The organism is Streptacidiphilus sp. MAP12-20 (genome assembly GCF_041262525.1).
In the GTDB taxonomy this organism is placed as follows: Bacteria; Actinomycetota; Actinomycetes; order Streptomycetales; family Streptomycetaceae; genus Streptacidiphilus.
Genome location: NZ_JBGCCK010000023.1, coordinates 1 through 16,779 on the forward strand (window position 1 = coordinate 1; position 16,779 = coordinate 16,779).

The 16,779-nt window shown below is 69.9% G+C and carries 17 protein-coding genes; 2 read left to right on the forward strand and 15 right to left on the reverse strand.

Annotated elements, in window-relative coordinates:
* Positions 1-1,194: 1,194 nt before the first annotated feature.
* From ABIA32_RS26465 to ABIA32_RS26480, 4 genes are all read right to left on the reverse strand, one after another.
* Positions 1,195-1,539, reverse strand: coding sequence for a hypothetical protein (locus ABIA32_RS26465; RefSeq protein WP_370100434.1), 345 nt, complete (start codon positions 1,537-1,539; stop codon positions 1,195-1,197).
* An 84-nt stretch (positions 1,540-1,623) separates the two neighbouring features.
* Entirely contained in the window at positions 1,624-2,559 is a 936-nt protein-coding gene (locus ABIA32_RS26470; protein WP_370100437.1) for a hypothetical protein, read from the reverse strand.
* A 255-nt stretch (positions 2,560-2,814) separates the two neighbouring features.
* Positions 2,815-3,105, reverse strand: coding sequence for a hypothetical protein (locus tag ABIA32_RS26475; RefSeq protein ID WP_370100440.1), 291 nt, complete (start codon positions 3,103-3,105; stop codon positions 2,815-2,817).
* A gap of 341 nt (positions 3,106-3,446) precedes the next feature.
* Complete coding sequence (locus ABIA32_RS26480; protein ID WP_370100443.1) at positions 3,447-4,442, reverse strand: LuxR C-terminal-related transcriptional regulator; 996 nt, start codon at positions 4,440-4,442, stop codon at positions 3,447-3,449.
* Positions 4,443-4,795: 353 nt separating this feature from the next.
* On the opposite strand from ABIA32_RS26480, the gene ABIA32_RS26485 reads away from it, so the two are divergent.
* Positions 4,796-5,533, forward strand: a complete 738-nt coding sequence (locus ABIA32_RS26485) for a response regulator transcription factor (protein ID WP_370100446.1) — start codon at positions 4,796-4,798, stop codon at positions 5,531-5,533.
* Positions 5,534-5,982: 449 nt separating this feature from the next.
* A complete protein-coding gene (locus ABIA32_RS26490; protein WP_370100724.1) occupies positions 5,983-7,101 on the forward strand; it encodes an IS630 family transposase in 1,119 nt (372 codons plus the stop codon).
* On the opposite strand, the gene ABIA32_RS26495 is transcribed toward ABIA32_RS26490, so the two are convergent.
* The 11 genes from ABIA32_RS26495 to ABIA32_RS26545 form a co-directional block, all read right to left on the reverse strand.
* Positions 7,102-7,341, reverse strand: coding sequence for a hypothetical protein (locus tag ABIA32_RS26495; protein ID WP_370100449.1), 240 nt, complete (start codon positions 7,339-7,341; stop codon positions 7,102-7,104).
* Between the two features lie 44 nt (positions 7,342-7,385).
* Positions 7,386-7,823: a DUF6188 family protein gene (locus tag ABIA32_RS26500; protein WP_370100727.1), complete on the reverse strand. Its 438-nt coding sequence runs from the start codon at positions 7,821-7,823 to the stop codon at positions 7,386-7,388.
* 213 nt (positions 7,824-8,036) lie between these two features.
* Positions 8,037-8,606 (reverse strand): transcriptional regulator, encoded by a 570-nt coding sequence (locus ABIA32_RS26505; RefSeq protein ID WP_370100452.1) that lies wholly within the window; start codon positions 8,604-8,606, stop codon positions 8,037-8,039.
* The gene (locus tag ABIA32_RS26510; protein WP_370100729.1) at positions 8,607-9,995 is read right to left on the reverse strand and encodes a transcriptional regulator; all 1,389 of its coding nucleotides are present in this window, start codon (positions 9,993-9,995) and stop codon (positions 8,607-8,609) included.
* A 624-nt stretch (positions 9,996-10,619) separates the two neighbouring features.
* A complete protein-coding gene (locus ABIA32_RS26515) occupies positions 10,620-11,561 on the reverse strand; it encodes a pyridoxal-phosphate dependent enzyme (protein ID WP_370100454.1) in 942 nt (313 codons plus the stop codon).
* Entirely contained in the window at positions 11,558-12,205 is a 648-nt protein-coding gene (locus tag ABIA32_RS26520; RefSeq protein ID WP_370100457.1) for a 4'-phosphopantetheinyl transferase superfamily protein, read from the reverse strand. Before ABIA32_RS26520 ends, ABIA32_RS26515 begins: the two co-directional genes overlap by 4 nt.
* 49 nt (positions 12,206-12,254) lie before the next feature.
* Positions 12,255-13,346, reverse strand: coding sequence for an HAD-IIIC family phosphatase (locus ABIA32_RS26525; RefSeq protein WP_370100460.1), 1,092 nt, complete (start codon positions 13,344-13,346; stop codon positions 12,255-12,257).
* On the reverse strand, positions 13,339-14,481 hold the full coding sequence (locus ABIA32_RS26530) for an acyl-CoA dehydrogenase family protein (protein WP_370100462.1): 1,143 nt from the start codon (positions 14,479-14,481) through the stop codon (positions 13,339-13,341). Before ABIA32_RS26530 ends, ABIA32_RS26525 begins: the two co-directional genes overlap by 8 nt.
* 16 nt (positions 14,482-14,497) lie before the next feature.
* Positions 14,498-14,770, reverse strand: coding sequence for an acyl carrier protein (locus ABIA32_RS26535; protein WP_370100465.1), 273 nt, complete (start codon positions 14,768-14,770; stop codon positions 14,498-14,500).
* Between the two features lie 169 nt (positions 14,771-14,939).
* Positions 14,940-15,875 carry a 3-hydroxyacyl-CoA dehydrogenase family protein gene (locus ABIA32_RS26540; protein WP_370100468.1) on the reverse strand — a complete coding sequence of 312 codons (936 nt, stop codon included), beginning with the start codon at positions 15,873-15,875 and terminating at the stop codon, positions 14,940-14,942.
* Positions 15,875-16,756: a thioesterase II family protein gene (locus ABIA32_RS26545; RefSeq protein ID WP_370100471.1), complete on the reverse strand. Its 882-nt coding sequence runs from the start codon at positions 16,754-16,756 to the stop codon at positions 15,875-15,877. Before ABIA32_RS26545 ends, ABIA32_RS26540 begins: the two co-directional genes overlap by 1 nt.
* Positions 16,757-16,779: the final 23 nt, after the last annotated feature.

Sequence of the window (16,779 nt, forward strand, 5' to 3'; positions counted from 1 at the left end):
GGTCTGCTCCGCAGCCGCGACGCGCCGCCGCTACGCGGCGGCAGGGTGTGGGGAGCGGCTCCGCCGCTCCCCACACCTCGGAGCCGCTTCGCGGCTCCAGCCATCCCGCTCCGCGGGATGGAAGCACCTAGGACGTGTCAAGTTGCCGTCCAGCCAAGAGATCTGACACTTAGTAATGTTGATCTACAAATAACCTGACTGCCCATCAGGGCCTGCCTCCCATCCGTTCACTTCCCGCCTCCTCCCGTCCGACCTTCGGCCGGCGCCTCTCCCTATCTCTCCTTGATCCAAAATTGGTCTATACCATAAGCCTTTCACTCTCCCCCTCCCCCGCGTCGCCTCCGGCGCCGCTCAGACCGAGAACCCACGAGGTGACCTACTCCCCCACCCCGGGGCAAGTCCCATGATCTTGATCCAGGGTCAGGAGAACGGGACCGGCGCAGGGAGGCGAGGCGATCACCGCAGTAGAACCGACCTGCGTCCCGCTCCATGCCTGTAGGAGCGCAGACGAGACGCGGCCAAGTAGGGCGTCCTCTCTGCGCTCCCCTGCAACGTGCACACCGTAGATGACCAGCCGTATGCGTTTTCCGCATTTTAGAGGCAAGCGGAGTGTATGGGCGCCAGGCGAGACTGTATTGCGCGGCTTCGTCTGCCCTTCGAATGGCATGAATTCCTGCCCGATGCAAGAGGGCGCGGGTAGTGATCGGGTTGTTCGTCAGCTGACGCCGTCTCACTGCGCAGAGATTCCTGCGGTGTGGCTGTCAGTGCAGTCGTACGGGATCTCCGTCGTTGATCTCAACGGTGATTTGCGCGCTGATGCCGAGTGCTTCCAGATACGAGCAGACGGTTCCCCATTCCAGTTTGCCCGGGGAGGGTCCGTTCAATGGTGGGAATGCGGGACTGGACCCCGCCTGAGCGCCTGGCAACGTCGATCTGGCGGAGGCCGAGGGTGGGTCGTAGTTGGGCGAGGGTCACGGCGTCTCGTCGGGGTTGTAGCGGGTGAGCGTGCTGGTGTCGAGCTCCTAGTTGCCGGGTGGGATTCTGTCGCCGAAAGCGTAGGGTGCGCGTGCGTCGTACCGGGTTTCCCCGCCGTTGTGTAAGTGAGATTTGACTCCGTTTGCTGGCGTCAGACGCTCGGGCGGAGCGGCGCAGGCCAGATGATCAGTAACTGACAATCACACGCAGGCCATCACTTCATTTGCCCGCCGTCGGCAGCACGGACGGTGCGGGGCCTTCAGTGGCGGAGGCGACTTCGGACCAGTGGCCGAAGAGGTCGAGGAGGGTGTCCGCGTCGGCCTTGGTGGCGGCTCCGGCCACGATCGTGTGCGGGGGCAGGAAGTTCGACCAGACGATGCCGGGGCGCTGGATCGCGGCGTTCGCGACCAGTGGGCCCTTGTCCGGCTTGGCGGTGGTCTTGAGAGTGATGGTGACCATGATGGCGGCCTTGGGCTGGGTCGGGCTGTCGCTGGTGGCGGTGCCGCCGCAGCCGGTCAGCAGGAGCAGGAGGCCGGCGGCGGCCGTGGGGGCGAGGCGTTTCATCGCGGGGTCCTTTCGGGGATGGGGTGAGGCCCCGCCTCTGGGGTGTGGCGGGGCCTCGGGTCGGTGTCTGGTGCGGGTGGTGGCTCAGTACCACCAGATGGAGACGGTCAGGCCGGGGTTGCTGGAGGCGTTGCCGGGGCTGTAGACGACGTCGGAGGAGGCGACACCCTCGGTACGGTTGCCGGTGTCGTGGCCGGACCAGTGGCTTCCGTAGTTCTGGGCGGTGGCGCGGCCGTCGATGTCGATGTGGTCGGGGCACAGCGGCGAGGAGGCGCTGACGCCGATGCCGTTCCACGACGCGCTCGTGGAGAGGGTGCCGCACTGTCCGGCGTCGCGGTACCCGCTCGGGTCCCACTGCTTCATGCTGTTGCCGCCGCCGTAGTTGATGTCTGCGGCGAGGCCGGACAGTGAGGCGTACCAGTCGGGGTCGTTTCCGGAGCCGGTGACCTGGTCGCCGACGTACCAGTTCCCGCCGCCGTCGTTCTCCAGCATCTTCTGGATGTCGCAGGTCTGGCCCCAGGCGTTTCCGGCGTCGCCGGAAACGGAGGCGCAGGGGGACTGGATGATGCCGCCGACGCTGGTGTCGAGCGGCATGATGCGGCCCTTGGGGGCGGCGGAGGCGGCGATCTTGGCGGCCTGGGCGGGGGTGAAGCCGACGGCTTCGGCGTTCGCGATGACCGATGCGCCGGACGCCATGTAGCCGAATGCGGCGGCGCGGCCGTCGCCGTGGAACGTCGTCTTCAGGTTCGGGGTGTTGACCTGGGCGGAGACCTTGCCGTGGGTCTGCTTGAGGACGACGGTGGAGCCTGGGAGGGCGGCGACCTTGACGGTGTGGCCCTGGACCTTCCACTGGGCGGTCCAGTAGCCGCCGGGGAGCTGGTGTTCCGCTTGGAACGTGGCGCCGCTGAGGCCGGTGATGTTGAAGTGCTGGGAGTGCAAGGGGGCGGCCTGCGCCGGGGTGAGGGCGGCCAGACCGGTGATGGCGGCAGCTGCTGCGGCGGTGGCTGATATGGTGCGCAAGGTCCTCAACGTGTGCTCCTGGCTGCGGTGATGGGGAGGATGGTGCCGGTTGTGGATCCCCTCGAATCGAGGGTTCGGTGCCGACATCGATGAGAGTGGCGGGGCAGCCGGGGCGCGGGCTAGGAATCGGGACGGGCCTGGACGGGTCCGGACGGGACACGGTCCTGATCGCCCGTTGACTTCTGGACTCTCGGGCGGCCCTGGTGGCGCGGCTGGTCTGTTCGAATGCGCAGCCGGAGGCGATTGAGCGCTACCTCAGGGCGTGTCGGCGGCGGTCGGCTGGGCGGCGATCTGCAGCAGGATGTGGCGGGTACCGGGTTCGTGGCGCAGGACGGCGGCGGATCGGTGGGGGAGGTAGAGGGCTTCTCCTTGGAGGAGACGGACGGTGAAGGGCTTGCGGGCGGGTGCGGTCTCCTCGCTTGGTTCGCCGGGGTCCGTCACTTCGACGTTGCTGGCGCCTAAGGCCTGGAGCAGCAGGAGATCAGCTTGGTCCGCTCGCAGGTGGGCGATGATCTGGGTGAGATGCGCGGAGGGGATCGAAATCACCTGTCGTCCCAGAAGGGCTGATATCTCGTCCGCGAGGCGCGGTTCGTGGCGTTCGTCGGTGTCGTTGCCTGGTGGTTCGTGTTCTGGCCATAGCACTGCGGGTCCGTTGCCGGTGTTGACCGCGATGAAGGTTGCGAGCTCTCTCGGGTAGGTGCTGTCGTGTGGGTTTGCTGGTCCCCAGTGCATGGTTCGCCCCTTCCGGCCGGGGGGTGGTTTCCCCGGCCTCCATGGTGGGCGTGGTCCCGGGGGCCGGGACAGTCAGGTGATTTCGGTCCCGGGCCGGACCGGTGGCGCGGGTTGGGGGTGATCCTCCGGAGGGGTTTGTGGGTCGGGACGCTGTGTCAGTCGGGCAGGAGGCCGGCCTTTGTTGCGGCGACGCCGGCTTGGAACCGGCTCTCGGCGTCGAGTTGTTGCATGATGTCGGCGATATGGCGGCGTGCGGTGCGCAGGGACATGCCCAGGCGGCGGGCGATGGTCTCGTCCTTGAGGCCGGCGGCGAGGAGTTCGATGATGGTGTGGTCGATGTCCTGGGCGACGTGTTCGAGGCCTTCGGTGGCGGCGGCTGCGAATGGGCGGGCGCGGGTCCATGTCTGCTCGAAGATCTCGCATAGGTAGGCGACGAGCCATTCCTGTCGGATTGCCACTGCGCCCCAGGAGTTGTTGCTGGCGGGGATGAAGGCCAGTTCGCGGTCGAAGACGATGATCCGGCCGAACAGTTCATGGCAGGTGCGGTACTGGGCTCCCAGGCCTGAGGCGGCTTCGACGTAGGCCTGGCTGGGGCCGTTGAAGCGGGCTGTGTGGTGGTAGAGCGTGCGCATCGAGACTCCGCGGGTGAGCAGGGCCTGGTCGCGGGTCAGTGCCTCCTGTAGAGCTTCGGGGAGGCGGCTGCCGCCGGGCTGGCTGGCCAGGACTTCGGTGTGGCACTGGTCGGCGGCCTGGGTGAGGGCGGTTCTGACTTCTTCCATGCTGGGGATGACTTCGATGTCGGCGCCGCGCGGGTATCGGCGGTCGTGGTAGTGCGGCAGGTATTGCGTCAGCACGGCGCGGCCGCGGGCCAGCTGCTCCTGCTCGAGGCGGATTCTGGCCTCGCCGGGGGCGGCTAGCTGGGTCATCGCGATCTCGGGGGCGACCGCGTAGCCGGCTCCGTCCTCGGAGGGCAGGGGAACTACCAGGTGCAGGGCGCGGAGCCGCGTCAGGCACTCCGTCGCGCTTTGGGGAGGTATGTCCAGGGCGGCGGCTATGGCTGCGGGATCCATCCGGCGGTGTTCGAGAACCCACTTGTAGATCTGGGTATCGAGCGGATCCATCGCAATGTGTTCTTCCCCGGCAATATCCACATTCGTCCCCTGCTCCCCTTGATGCCACGCAGCTTGGTGAGGTGGCGGGCTCCTGGTTCTTCGGCCCCTGTGACCCGAATGCTGAGCGTAGGCCGAAACCGGCGGCAAGTGATCAGTTCATCCCATGCTCTGCTCTGGTCCAGGAGGACTTAATGAAGCGCATCTGCATCGCCGCCACTCTGCTCGCGGCGCTGTTCGGCACGGGTGTCACCGCAGTTGGCTCTCTTGGGTCGTCTCCGTCGCACCCGCGCACTGTCGTGGTTGCCGACACGGCGTGGGGCGGTGGCTGCGGCCCGCTGTGCAAGGGCTGACCGAGTGAGTGCACTGTTGACCGCTACCGACAGGAGAGCGCGATGAGCGCACCGGCGCCGACCCCTTCCTTCTCCCCGCGCGAAATCGAGGTGCTCGAGCACCTCCTCAAGGGCGTCACTTATGGCACGATCGCCCGTCGCCTCCAGCTCAGCCCGCACACGGTGGACACTTACCTGCGCCGCATCCGTGCTAAGACCGGCTCGGCGAACCGCACTCAACTCGCGCTGCTCGCTGTCGCCCTGCGACCGCATTCGCCCGCCGATCTCCCCAGGGCTGCGGGGGCGGCCCCTGCCCCGCCTGTACCGTCCGCGCACCTGGGCCGTATCCCGGGCGACGGGCAACCGGAGGCGCTCGCACCAGGCCGAGGAATCCGCGTCGGCCGCAGCACGGCGGGAGCGTCCACGCTCGCCCTGCGTCACGTGCCGCAGCCGGTTCACCCGGGTATCCCGGACCCGGCGGCGGCCACTACGCCGGCTGAGTTCGTCACGCAGTTGCGCCTGCTGAAGGCGTGGTCCGGAGAGCCTTCCTTGCGCCAGCTCGAACGGCGAACCGGTCTCCCGCGCAGCACCTTGGCCGAGACCTTGGACCCTCGCCACAATCGTCTTCCGCCGCTGGAGCGCGTCGTTGCCATCGTCCGGGCTTGTGGTGCTCCGGCCAGCGTGGCCCAGCACTGGGCGGACAACTGGAGGAAGGTCCGGATGCTGCACTGTCTGCCCCCCGGCGCGTTCCCTGCTCGATCGGCTGGCCGGGGGGAGGCGGCCAGCGAGGTGGGTGCGTAGCGCGATACCCCGGGTCCGGTATTGGCATGGTTGTTGCGCTTGTTGGCGATGGTCGCCCAGATGGCAGGCGCATGAGAGGTCGCGTCGGCTGCGGATGAGCCGGCTCAGTGCTGTTATGACGGCCCGTCGCGAGCTCGACATCGGCGGCTGCATAGCCGGGCGAGGGCCCGCGGGTGGCGTCGTCGTCGCCTGCGGGCCTGGGGGTCGGTTGGGCTGCGCCTTGGCTTGGGTGTGTGTTGGCTCCCGGCTGGTGGGCACTGTGGCGGGGAGCTGTCGTCCGTGGCTGGTGGGGCCCGTGTCGCTGAACAGAAGCCCGTTGCGGCGGGGCCTTCGGTTCGCGTCGCCTGCGGCGCCGCTTGCTAGTGCTCTGACCGCACTGGTTCGCCGGGTTGGTGTTCGTGGCGGTTGGATGTGCGGTGACGTCCGTAGGTCCGACCGTTGGGGGTGTGGTGGCCGATCCTGTGCGGGTGCGCAGACTGACCGACCAGGAGGGGCAGAGGCTGCAGCAGATCGTGCGCCGGGGCAGCACCAGTTCGGTGCGGTTCCGGCGGGCGATGATGCTGCTGGCCTCGGCCGGCGGGAACCGGGTCCCGGTGATCGCGCAGCTGGTCCAGGCGGACGAGGACACCGTCCGCGACGTGATCCACCGGTTCAACGAGATCGGCCTGGCCGCTCTGGACCCTCGGTGGGCGGGAGGCCGTCCCCGCCTTCTCAGTCCTGACGACGAGGAATTCGTCGTCCAGACGGCCACTACCCGCCCGACCAAGCTCGGCCAGCCCTTCACCCGCTGGTCCCTGCGTAAGCTCGTGATCTACCTGCACCGAGTCCACGGTCGTGTGATCCGGATCGGCCGCGAGGCATTACGTTGCCTCCTCGCCCGCCGCGGCGTCACCTTCCAGCGCACCAAGACTTGGAAGGAGTCGCCCGACCCCGAGCGTGACGCCAAGCTCGACCGGATCGAGCACGTCCTGGATCGCTTCCCGGACCGCGTGTTCGCATTCGACGAGTTCGGCCCGCTCGGCATCCGCCCCACCGCCGGAACCGGTTGGGCTCCCGCCAGCCATCCCGAGCGGCACCCGGCGACCTACCACCGCACCCACGGGGTGCGGTACTTCCACGGCTGCTACTCGGTCGGCGACGACACCCTGTGGGGCGTCAACCGCCGCAGGAAGGGCGCTGCGAACACGCTGGCCGCTCTCCGGTCGATCCGCGCGGCGCGCCCGGACGGCGCCCCGATCTACGTCATCCCCGACAACCTGTCCGCCCACAAAGGCGACACCATCCGCCGCTGGGCGAAAAAGAACCGGGTCGAGCTGTGCTTCACCCCGACCTACGCGTCCTGGGCGAATCCGATCGAGGCCCACTTCGGGCCGCTGCGGCAGTTCACGATCGCGAACTCGAACCACCGCAACCACACTGTCCAGACCCGGGCCCTGCACGCCTACCTGCGCTGGCGCAACGCCAACGCCCGCCACCGTGACGTCCTGGCGGCAGAGCGGCGTGAACGCGCCCGGGTCCGCAGCGAAAAGGGCCTCCGCTGGGGCGGACAAGCGCGAATGGCGGCCTGATTACTCGCTGACGTTCAAGGTCGCGCACTCCGAGACCCTCAGCTCGGACAGCACCGACCGAAGCCGATCCAGGGCCGCGGCAGGGTCCGAGTCCTCTGCGATTTCGAGGTCGAGATGGCAGCGACCCATGCCGCTGCCCCCGCCGGTGACCTCGCCGTCGAGCTCGAACGCCGCCTCCAGAGCCTCCCCGACCTCGTCACGATCGATCGGAAGTCCCACGAACACGATCTCGACGAACACCCCGGTCCTCCCTCTCAACCCAGCGAAGCGTAGAGGTCACAGCACTAGCTGTCGGCGGGCCACACCGCGAGGCCCCCGCTCGGCAGGCAGACCATCAGGTGACCGCCCGGGCCGCTCACCTGCCATGCCTCGTACGACGGGATGGGGTCACATGTGAGCTGCGTGCCGCTGCCGAACACCAACTGGAGCGCGCCGGTCTTGAGGGCCACGGCCGAGAGCACCTCGTCGTTGAACAGAGCCAGCGCCGGCACCACGTCCTGCCATTCCGGGTCAAGGCGCGTCTCCTGGCGGGAGGCGCCGACATCGTCGGAGAGCATGCACGGGCTTCCCAGGGAAACACTGATGTCCGCGTCGATCCGCAGCGACAACCGGTAGCTGACACCGATCTCGGTCACTGTCAGACCCTGAAGGTTCAGGATCCAACGGTCGTCCTGCTCGATCCACAACGATTTGTTCACCGCAGCACGATAGAGAATGTCCACCAAGATCGTCGGCTCGGACCTGGCGGGACGAGTGGTAGGGCCACGACACATGAGCGCAGACGTCATGCGCCGCAGCGCCGGGACCTTCTTCGCGAGGCGCTCGGGGCCCGGGCAGCATCCCGCGACCTACCACCGCACCCACGGGGTGCGGTTCCACGGCTGCCACTCGGTCGGCGATGGAGGGCATCCCGGCGAACCATAGCGGTCACAGCACTAGGCGGAGAAGCCGATCGAGGTGACGTACTCGTATTTGCCCCAGTCGGATCCGAGGTCGGTGATCTGGTCCACCCATGCGTCGTCGAGAGCTGTGAGGTCTCCTTCCGCCCAGGAGGCCACGATCTCGTCCCAGCGCCGGATTTTGATGGTCCGGAACCCGAGTGTCCGCTGACGTGGGACTTCGACGGCGCTCTGGTCCAGGGGATGCAGTTCGACTCGCGTCCCGCCGCGCGCGTTCAGGCGTCCGAGCAGGTACCGGGCGACGTTCCTGCGCCGCAGTGCTTTGTATGCCTCGTCAATCAGTCCGAGGTTCTTCTTGTTGGGGTTCTGTCGACCTGTCAGCCATGCTTTCAGGGTGCGCGGGCGGACGGTGATCCCTGCGTCCTGTATGGCTTTGGGGCCTGACGGGGAGGTCGTCAGATACCGCAGTCGGGCGGTGAGTCCGCGTTTGCTGGTGACTGGTGAGGCGAAGAAGCCGGCCAGGGCGTCCAGGACCTTGGCGGCGGCCAGGCTGCCGGGTTCTCCGTCGGCGCCGTAGAGGCCGAAGTCGTGGGTTCTGTCTGCCATTTATGCTGCTCCGACCTCGTACACGTCCTTGACTTTCACCTGCTGTGCTCCGCGGCCCTCGTTGAACAGGCCGCGCCAGTCGCCGATGACGTGGAGTTCGTCCGTTCCCATGACTTGTACCACCGTCAGGCCTGCCAGGCGGGCTTTGTAGGCCTTCAGCCAGAGATTCGCGAATGCCTGGGCGCGCACGATATGCATCCAGTCGCTGCGGCGGATCGCGTGGTTCGCGTTGCTCTCCCCCATCGTTGACACGAACTTAGAATACATGGTCTTGACGTATTCCAGCGTGATTTCATCGCCGTGGTCGATTGCATTTTCGCGGGCGTCGCGCAGAACGCACCGGAATTTCTCGAGGAGATTCTCGCTGCTGCCCGAGGTCCATGATTCGTGAATCATCGGTGCCTCGCACGCGGCCTCCCGCGGGCCGGACAGTCGCAGGAGCAGCCGGAGGGTGGGTTCTGCTACCCACAGGGGGCCGGGTTCCGCGCGGTTGCCCAGGGGGTTGGGGAGGTCGTCGTGGTGCCAGGCCCCGGGGGTGATCAGGTGGACGCCGGCGCGGCGGCGGTCGTGTTCTGGTCCGGTGTGGTGCTGGAGCGCTCCGATCGGGAGATGGGTTTTGAGGGCTGACAGGTAGGCGCCGTTCATGTCGAGGGCGGTGACCTGGTGGCGGCCTGCTGGGAGGGTGGCCAGGCGCCATTTGGGGCGTGCTTCCCAGATGTCGTCGGCGCCTTGGCGGGTGGTCTTCTTCAGGATGTCGGGTGCGGGTGGGTAGGCGGTGAAGTCGTAGCGGCCGCCCAGGCGGCAGACGTCCAGGAGCGTCATCGCGTCCGGGATGGCGCGGCGTACCAGGGCCGCGAGCGTGGCTTCGGGGTCGTCGGGGTGTTTGCGGGTCTCTTCCGCGACGGCCCGGCCGATGAGGTCCGGCATGTCGGAGGGTTCCTGGTAGGGCCTGCGGGCCGCCTGCGACTCCGACTCCGGCTCAGGTCCGTGGCCGGGCTCAGGGTCAGGGGTGGGGTCGGTGACGTCCGGACGGTCAGCGGGCATGTGGCGGGCGCCTGGCTGTCCAGCCGCGGCGGCAGGCACAACAGAGGGTGCGGCAGACGTGGTGGCAGACGTGGTGGCGGGTGCGGGGACGGGCGCGGGGACGGGCGCGGGGGGGCCAGGATCGGACTCAGGCGTGGTGGGCGTGGCCGTATGCGGGGCTGTGGGGGGGGTGCAGAACGCGCCGAGGTGCTGCGGGCGGCCCTCGGCGCGGTGGGAGGTGGGTCGGCCGCAGCGGGTGCAGGGCAGGAGGGGCGCGGCGGGGGGTGAGGGCTGGCCGGGGGTGGGGGGATTGCTTGGGGGGTTCGGCGCGGGCTGCGGTCCGGCGGGAGTGGCCGCCGGCGGCACGAGAGTGGGTGTGGCGGGTTCCGGGGTGGTCGCTTCGGGGTCGGGGTGGGGGGTGGGGAGGGGGGTGGGGAGGGGGGTGGGGAGGGCCTGGCAGGCGGCGGTGGGGCCGGAGAGCAGGATCGGTACGGGGATGCGGTAGTGGGCGGCGAGGCGGTCACAATCGGCCAGGGTCCAGGCGGTGCGGCCGGCCTGGCGGCGGGAGACCTGCGCCTGCGTGGATCCGATCGCGGCAGCCAGCTCGGCCTGTGTGTGGCCGTGCGTGTGCAGGAGCGCCGCGATGGTCAGGCGCAGCGTCTCCTCCGTACTCATGCTCATAGCGCACACCCTAGAAGCTCTATGCGCTTTTCGCATACGCGACACGTATCGCGCATATCGCATACGGGATGAGGCCCGGCCCCTGGCCGCGAGAACGCCATCGACATCCCGGACGGCGACCTCGTCGGCATGCGAGGGGAATAGCTCAGGGCCCAGGCCGGAGCCCAGGGTGACGTCGGCACACACCAAGGGTGCGCGCCGTACGGCCGTGCCGGTGGACGACCCGGGCGTGTTCGGGCCCGTCGCCGATGGGGCGCTCGCTCTTCCGCGCTGCCAAGAGAGTTCGGCTTCCTCGTCCGCTGCCGGATCTCAGGCGCTGCCGTGGGCGTCGCGGGCCGAGCAGCACAGGATCACGGCGACCTTCTCGCCCGCTGCGGGCCGATAGCTGCGGGCGGCGGTTGACCGGTTTCGGCCGGCGGCGGCAGGCTCGGGCCTGGTCGGCGGCTCGAGGTTCAGGAGCGCGGCCAGTGGTGCGCCGCAGCCGTGCCCGACCGTGATGCCGCAGCGGTCCTGCAGCGTCGTGTGGGCGATGGCCAGCTCCTGGTCGGATACCAGCACCGAGGTGAGGGAAGCGGGGGGCGTCTGCGGGGAGCGGCGGGAGTTGAGCGGTTCGACGGCGACGGCGCGGATGCCGTGGTGACGGGCCGCCGCTGCCACGCCTGTGAGGAGTCCGCTGTCCGCTGCGAGGACGACGGTGTCCAGGTCGGGGATCTGCGCGCGGATCTCGTCCAGTACCGTCCCGGCGCCTGCGGCGAGGAGGGGGTCGTCGTCGGTGTCGTAGGTGAGGGCGCCGGTCGCCGTGGTGAACTGCCTGCAGGCCGTCAGCGCGTCACCGTACCCGGCGCCCACGGTGCGGACGTCCGCGCCGTGGGCGCGGAGCCTGGCGGCGTGCGCCGGCGGGGTGCTCCCGGGCAGGAAGATCGTCGCGGGAACGTCGTGCTGCTCCGCGGCCCAGGCGCAGGCGAGCGCGGCGTTGTCGTCCGAGGCGATGGCGATGCCGGCGGCCGGCAGTGTGCCGAGCCTGTGGTGGGTGGCGAGGAAGTTCATCGCGCCGCGGGCCGTGAGGGAACCGGTGTGTCCATGCTCCAGGGCGAGCCAGACCTGGCAGTCCCGGGGTTCACGGTCGTCCAGCGGGTCCACGGGGGCGGTGCGTACCGCTCCGGGGTCCAGGGCCGTGAGGACGACCGGTGGGACCTGGCTGGCTATCTGGTCGCCTGCCGCCTTCACGTCGATGTAGGCGAGCTCGTTCATCGCGGGTCTCCTGCGGATCTGACCGGTGAGCGGCACGTGTGCCAGGGGAGTCGGACACGGACTTCGGGCAGGGCGGGCCCCGCGCACACCAAGGTCGCCGCATGGCCGGTGGGCGCGTCCAGCGCGATCGTCGGCCAGGTGGCCGCCTCCACGGGCAACGGCCGGCCCAGCGAGCCGCCTGCCGCTTTCACGCGTGCTTCGTAGCGGGTCCAGGCGCGGGCGAAGTCGGCGTCCGACCGGGGCGGGGGCTCTCCCGTGGGTGCCAGGAAGCGGCGGGCCAGCGCCCCGATGTCCGTCCCGTGCTGGTTGATCTGCTCCACGTCGACGCCGAGCGGCCCGGCGGTGCCGACGACGATGACGGCCCAGTCGGCGGTGTGGCTGACGGAGAAGTCCAGGCTCGGCCAGGCCGGCAGGACGGGGCGGCCCGTCGCCGTGTAGTCGAATCGCAGCGCCGCGGCCTCGGCGCCGGTCCACGACGCGAGGATGCCGCGCAGCGCGCCCCGGCAGCGGCGGTAGGCCGCACGGTCGCGGGCGCGGAGCATCGCGTCCGCGCGGGCCCGCTCGTCCGCGGACAGCGCCGAGCTGCCCGGCCAGACCTGGTGCCGGCACAGCCACCAGGCCCGGACGACCGCTGCCCGGCTCATTGCGCCTGCGCCTGTCGCGGGGTTCGGGAACCCCGTGGCGGCGGCGGGTTCAGAAATCACTGTGCAACCGGACGTAGCCCGGCACGGCGGGAACTGTGGCCCCGTCATGCTCCAGCAGCAGCACACCGCGATCACCTGCCGCAGGGGTGCGGCGGAACCCCGCGAAGCGGTACGCCACCAGCATCTGGCGGTTGCGGTCCGTGGGGACGAACTCCCCGTACAGGCACGCACCGGCGGCGCGGGCACGCTCCACGACGTGCGCGAGCAGCATCCCGCCCACCCCTCGCGACATCACCCGGCACGAGGCCAGCAGCAGCTTCAGGGTCCAGCGCCGCCCCACCTGCTCGACCATGACCACGGCGACGGTGCCGTAGTCGCCGAAACGGTCCGACAGCTCGGCGACCAGGATGGCGTGCGTGCCCGAGCCGCGCAGGGCGTCGAGTTCGGCGGCCGAGTAGGTGTAGCCGGTCGCGTTCAGCTGGTGGGTGCGTACCGTCAGCTCCTCGGCCCGGGCCAGGTCGTCCGGTCCCGCGCGGCGGACGGTCAGGCGCAGTCCGAGGGAGGCCAGGAACTGCGGGGCGGTGCCGGCGAAGTCACGCTCGGCCGTGTCGCGGTCCAGCGCCGCCTTGTACATCAGGCGGCGCACCGCCGCGTCCGCGGTCACCTCGCCGTCGAACTGCGGCAGGCCCAGCAGTTCGGTCACGTCGTCGGCCGGGTCCCAGATCCTGACCTGCGGGCACGCCTGGGAGACTTCGGCGCGTTCGAAGGGGTCGTCGTCGATGAAGAGGAACGACTCGGGGTGCAGGTTCAGGCGCTGCGCGATCGCGTTGACCGAGGCGGATTTGGCGCCCCAGCCGATCTGCGGCACCAGGAAGTAGTCGGCCAGCCGGAAGTGGGTCAGCTGGGCCAGGGCCGCCTCGGGGTCGTTGCGGCTGGCCACCGACTGCAGCACGCCGCGGGCGTCGAGGGCGCGTACGGTTCGCTCGACGCCCGGGCGCAGCCGGCGGCCGCCGCCCTCGAGGAGCACGCCGTCCCACAGGGTGTTGTCGAGGTCCCAGACGACGGCCTTCACCGCCGCGCCGGTGTCCGCGACCGCGACGGGCCCGTGCGGGGCCGCTGTCGCCGTGATGGTGTCAGCCATGTGCCAAGCTCCCGTCTCTGTGCCTGAACATTCCGATCATCGACTGGCTGATCTCGTGACTGCCCTCGATGATTTCCATGACCTTCGCGTCGCGGTACAGGCGTGCGGTGGGCGCGCCCGGTGCGCAGCCGGCTGCCCCCATGACCTGGACCGCGTCCCGGGCCGCATCGGCCGCTGCGCGGGAGCAGAAGTACTTGGCCTCCGTCGCCGCCATGGGCGCGCCGGGGCTGCGTGCCCAGATCGACTCCCCCGCACGCAGCGCGAGCATCCGGCCGGCCCTCCCGGCCACGACCATGTCGGCGATCATCCGCTGCACGAGCTGGTGCCGCAGCGTGCCCCGCGCTGTCGCGTAGCTGGTCGCCTCGTCCAGGGCGGCCCGCACGATGCCGACGCTGCCGCAGGCCACGCTGAGCCGGCCCAGGGTGAGGGCGTGTGTCACCACGAAGGGGTGCGCCCGGCCCTGACCGCCGACCAGGTTGGCCCGCGGGATACGGCAGCCGTCCAGTTCCACCTCGGCGAGCATCGATCCGCGGGTGCCCAGCATGTCCGGGACGGGTCGCACCACGATTCCCGGGCGGTCGCGTTCCACCAGGAACGCCGACACGCCCCGGGGGGTTCGGGCGAAGACCAGGAACACGTCCGCGAGCTGCCCGAAGGTGATCCACCGCTTGACGCCGGTGAGGTGGAAGCCGTCCCCGTCCGGGGCGGGTTCGGCGCGGGTGGTCAGGGCGGCCGCGTCGCTGCCGGTGTCGGGTTCGGTCAGCGCGAACGAGCCCAGCGCCTGCCCCGACAGGAGCTGGGGCAGCCAACGCTGCCGCAGCTGCGGGCCGCCGAACCGCCGGACGGTCTCGGTGACCATGTCGTGGACGGTGAGCAGGCTGCGCACCGAGGAGCAGCCTCGGCCCATCTCCTCGTGCAGCAGCGCGTAGGAGACCGCGTCCAGGCCGCGTCCGCCGAGCTCGGCGGGGATCTGCGAGGCCAGCATTCCCTCCTTCGCCAGGAGATCCACCAGCTCGCGGTCCACCCGCTGCTCACGGTCGTGACGGTCAGCCAGCGGCGCCACCTCCCGGTCCACGAAGCCGCGGAAGGAGCCCTGCCGGGCCAGTTGGTCTTCGGTCAGGGAGAACTGCGTCATCGGGAACCTGCCCCGGTCAGTGCCCGCCGCCGACGCCGGTCTTCCCGGCGACGAAAGCGGTCACGGCATCCACGGACGCGAATGAGGCGATCTCGAGTTCGTCGTCCTCGACGGTGACGGCGAACCGGTCCTCGACGAACAGCACCAGCTGTGCGGCGAACAGCGAGTTCGCCAGCCCGGCGGCGAACACGTCCAGATGGTCCGAGACCGGCTGGCCCAGGCTCGAGGCCAGATAGGCGCGGGCTTGCTCGCGGATGTCCTCGATTGAGGCGACAACTGCAACAGACATGATCGAAGGCCCTTCAAATTTGTTGGGGGAACGGCAGGACGGGTGGACGTTGGGTGGTGCGGCGCAGAGGCTCAAGCGAAGAGGCTCAAGTGGAGCGGGTCAGGCAGAGAGGGTCAGGCCGAGCGGAAGAAGCAGAGCGGGTCAGGCAGAGCGGGTCAGGCAGAGCGGGTCAGGCGTAGCGGAAGAAGCCGCGGCCGGACTTGCGTCCCAGATGGCCGGCGTCGACCAGCTGCCTCAGCAGCGGGCAGGGCCGGTACTTGCTGTCCGCGAACCGGTCGTGCAGCTGCTCGATGCTGTAGAGGATCGTGTCCAGGCCGATCAGGTCCGCGGTCGCCAGCATTCCCATCGGATGCCCGAAGCAGGAGGTGAAGATCCGGTCCACGTCCGCCGGTTCGGCGACTCGCTCGTGGACCAGGTACGCGGCCTCGTTCACCGCCAGCATCATCACGCGATTCGCCACGAACCCGGGTGAGTCCTCGACCAGGATTCCCTCCTTGCCCATCCCGGCCAGCAGTCTGCGTGCGACGTCGATCGTGCCGGGTGAGGTGTGGAAGCCGCGGACCATCTCCACCACCGGTTTGACCGGTACCGGGTTCATGAAGTGCATCCCCAGGACCTGCTCGGGACGGCCGGTCTGCGCCGCGATCCGGGTGATCGGCACGCACGAGGTGTTCGCCGCGAACACCGCCTGCGGCCGGCAGACCTGGTCCAGGCGCCGGTACACGCCACGCTTGACGTCCCAGTCCTCGGTGGTGTTCTCGATCACGAACCCCGCCTCGGCCAGGCGCTCGTCACGTGTCGTCGGCTCGATCCGGGCCAGGACCGTCGCGTCCACCCGGCCACGGCCGGCGCCGCCTCCCAGCAGCCGCTCGAAACGCAGGTCCTGGCGCAGCCGCGCCATCGACGCGTCCAGCACCCCGGTGGAGACGTCCACCAGCAGCACCTGCTGCCCGGCCGCGGCCAGGGCGTGCGCCACCGACCGACCGATCGTGCCCGCACCCACGACCGCCACCGGCCCGGGGAAGGGAGGCGGCGAAGACGGGGCGCCGACGGGCTCGGCGCAGGGCGCCGCACCGCCTTCGGCCCGGGTGGTCAACGTTGCCATCACAGAGTCCTCCGGTCACAGGGAAACAGGTCAGCCGCGCGGTCAGCCGCGCGGTCAGCCGCGGGGTCAGTGGTGTGCGGGCCCGCGAGCGCGGGCCCCGACGTGTCGGACAGCAGCAGTGCCGCGAGGTGGGCAACCAGCGGCCGCGGGTCCTCGAACAGGTAGCCGTGGCCGCCTGGGAAGAACGTGGTGGTGAACGGCGCGTCGCCTTCCCACTCCTCCCAGCCGGCCAGGTCGTCCAGCGGCGACACCGGGTCCGCCAGCGCACCGACCACATGCAGCGGCGCCTGGAGCGGCACCGGCCCCGGCACCCGGTAGGCATCGGCCATCAGCAGGTCGGCGCGCAGGCAGCGCAGCAGCCCCCGGACGTAGCCGGTGTGGCGCAGCAGCTCCTGCGGCAGTCCGCCCGAGGCAAGCAGCCATTCCAGCAACTCGTCTTCCGCCAGGCCGACGATCCGGGCGCGCTCCTCGTGCGGCGCCCGCACCGCCGAGACCACCACCGCCCGCGGCAGCGGCAGACCTTCACGCTCGATCCTTCGCGCGACCTCGAAGGCCAGCAGGCCCCCGAAGCTGTGCCCGAACAGCGCGTAGGGCTCCCCCGTCGCGAACTCCCGCGCCAGCGCCGCGAGTACCGACTGTGCCAGCGCCCCCAGGTCGGTGGCCGGTTCCTCGGCTCCGCGCACGCCGTGCCCGGGTAGCTCCACCGGACACAGCAGCACGCCGGACGGCAGGTGAGGACGCCAGGCGGCGTAGGCGCCGGCTGTGCCACCGGCGTTGGGGAACGACACCAGCCGCACACACGGCTCCAGAGTCCGCGACCGGGTGGGGCCCACGATCCAGCGTTCCGCCCGTACCTGCTCAGGGCGCGGTAGGGTGCTCACTTCCGCCCGACCTCCTCGGCGAC

Bases quoted from the DNA above. Each gene is read 5' to 3' on its own strand.
- ABIA32_RS26465 (WP_370100434.1), bottom strand. From the start codon at position 1,539: ATGAAACGCCTCGCCCCCACGGCCGCCGCCGGCCTCCTGCTCCTGCTG.
- ABIA32_RS26485 (WP_370100446.1), top strand. From the start codon at position 4,796: ATGAGCGCACCGGCGCCGACCCCTTCCTTCTCCCCGCGCGAAATCGAG.
- ABIA32_RS26505 (WP_370100452.1), bottom strand. From the start codon at position 8,606: ATGGCAGACAGAACCCACGACTTCGGCCTCTACGGCGCCGACGGAGAA.
- ABIA32_RS26515 (WP_370100454.1), bottom strand. From the start codon at position 11,561: ATGAACGAGCTCGCCTACATCGACGTGAAGGCGGCAGGCGACCAGATA.
- ABIA32_RS26520 (WP_370100457.1), bottom strand. From the start codon at position 12,205: ATGAGCCGGGCAGCGGTCGTCCGGGCCTGGTGGCTGTGCCGGCACCAG.
- ABIA32_RS26525 (WP_370100460.1), bottom strand. From the start codon at position 13,346: ATGGCTGACACCATCACGGCGACAGCGGCCCCGCACGGGCCCGTCGCG.
- ABIA32_RS26530 (WP_370100462.1), bottom strand. From the start codon at position 14,481: ATGACGCAGTTCTCCCTGACCGAAGACCAACTGGCCCGGCAGGGCTCC.
- ABIA32_RS26535 (WP_370100465.1), bottom strand. From the start codon at position 14,770: ATGTCTGTTGCAGTTGTCGCCTCAATCGAGGACATCCGCGAGCAAGCC.
- ABIA32_RS26540 (WP_370100468.1), bottom strand. From the start codon at position 15,875: ATGGCAACGTTGACCACCCGGGCCGAAGGCGGTGCGGCGCCCTGCGCC.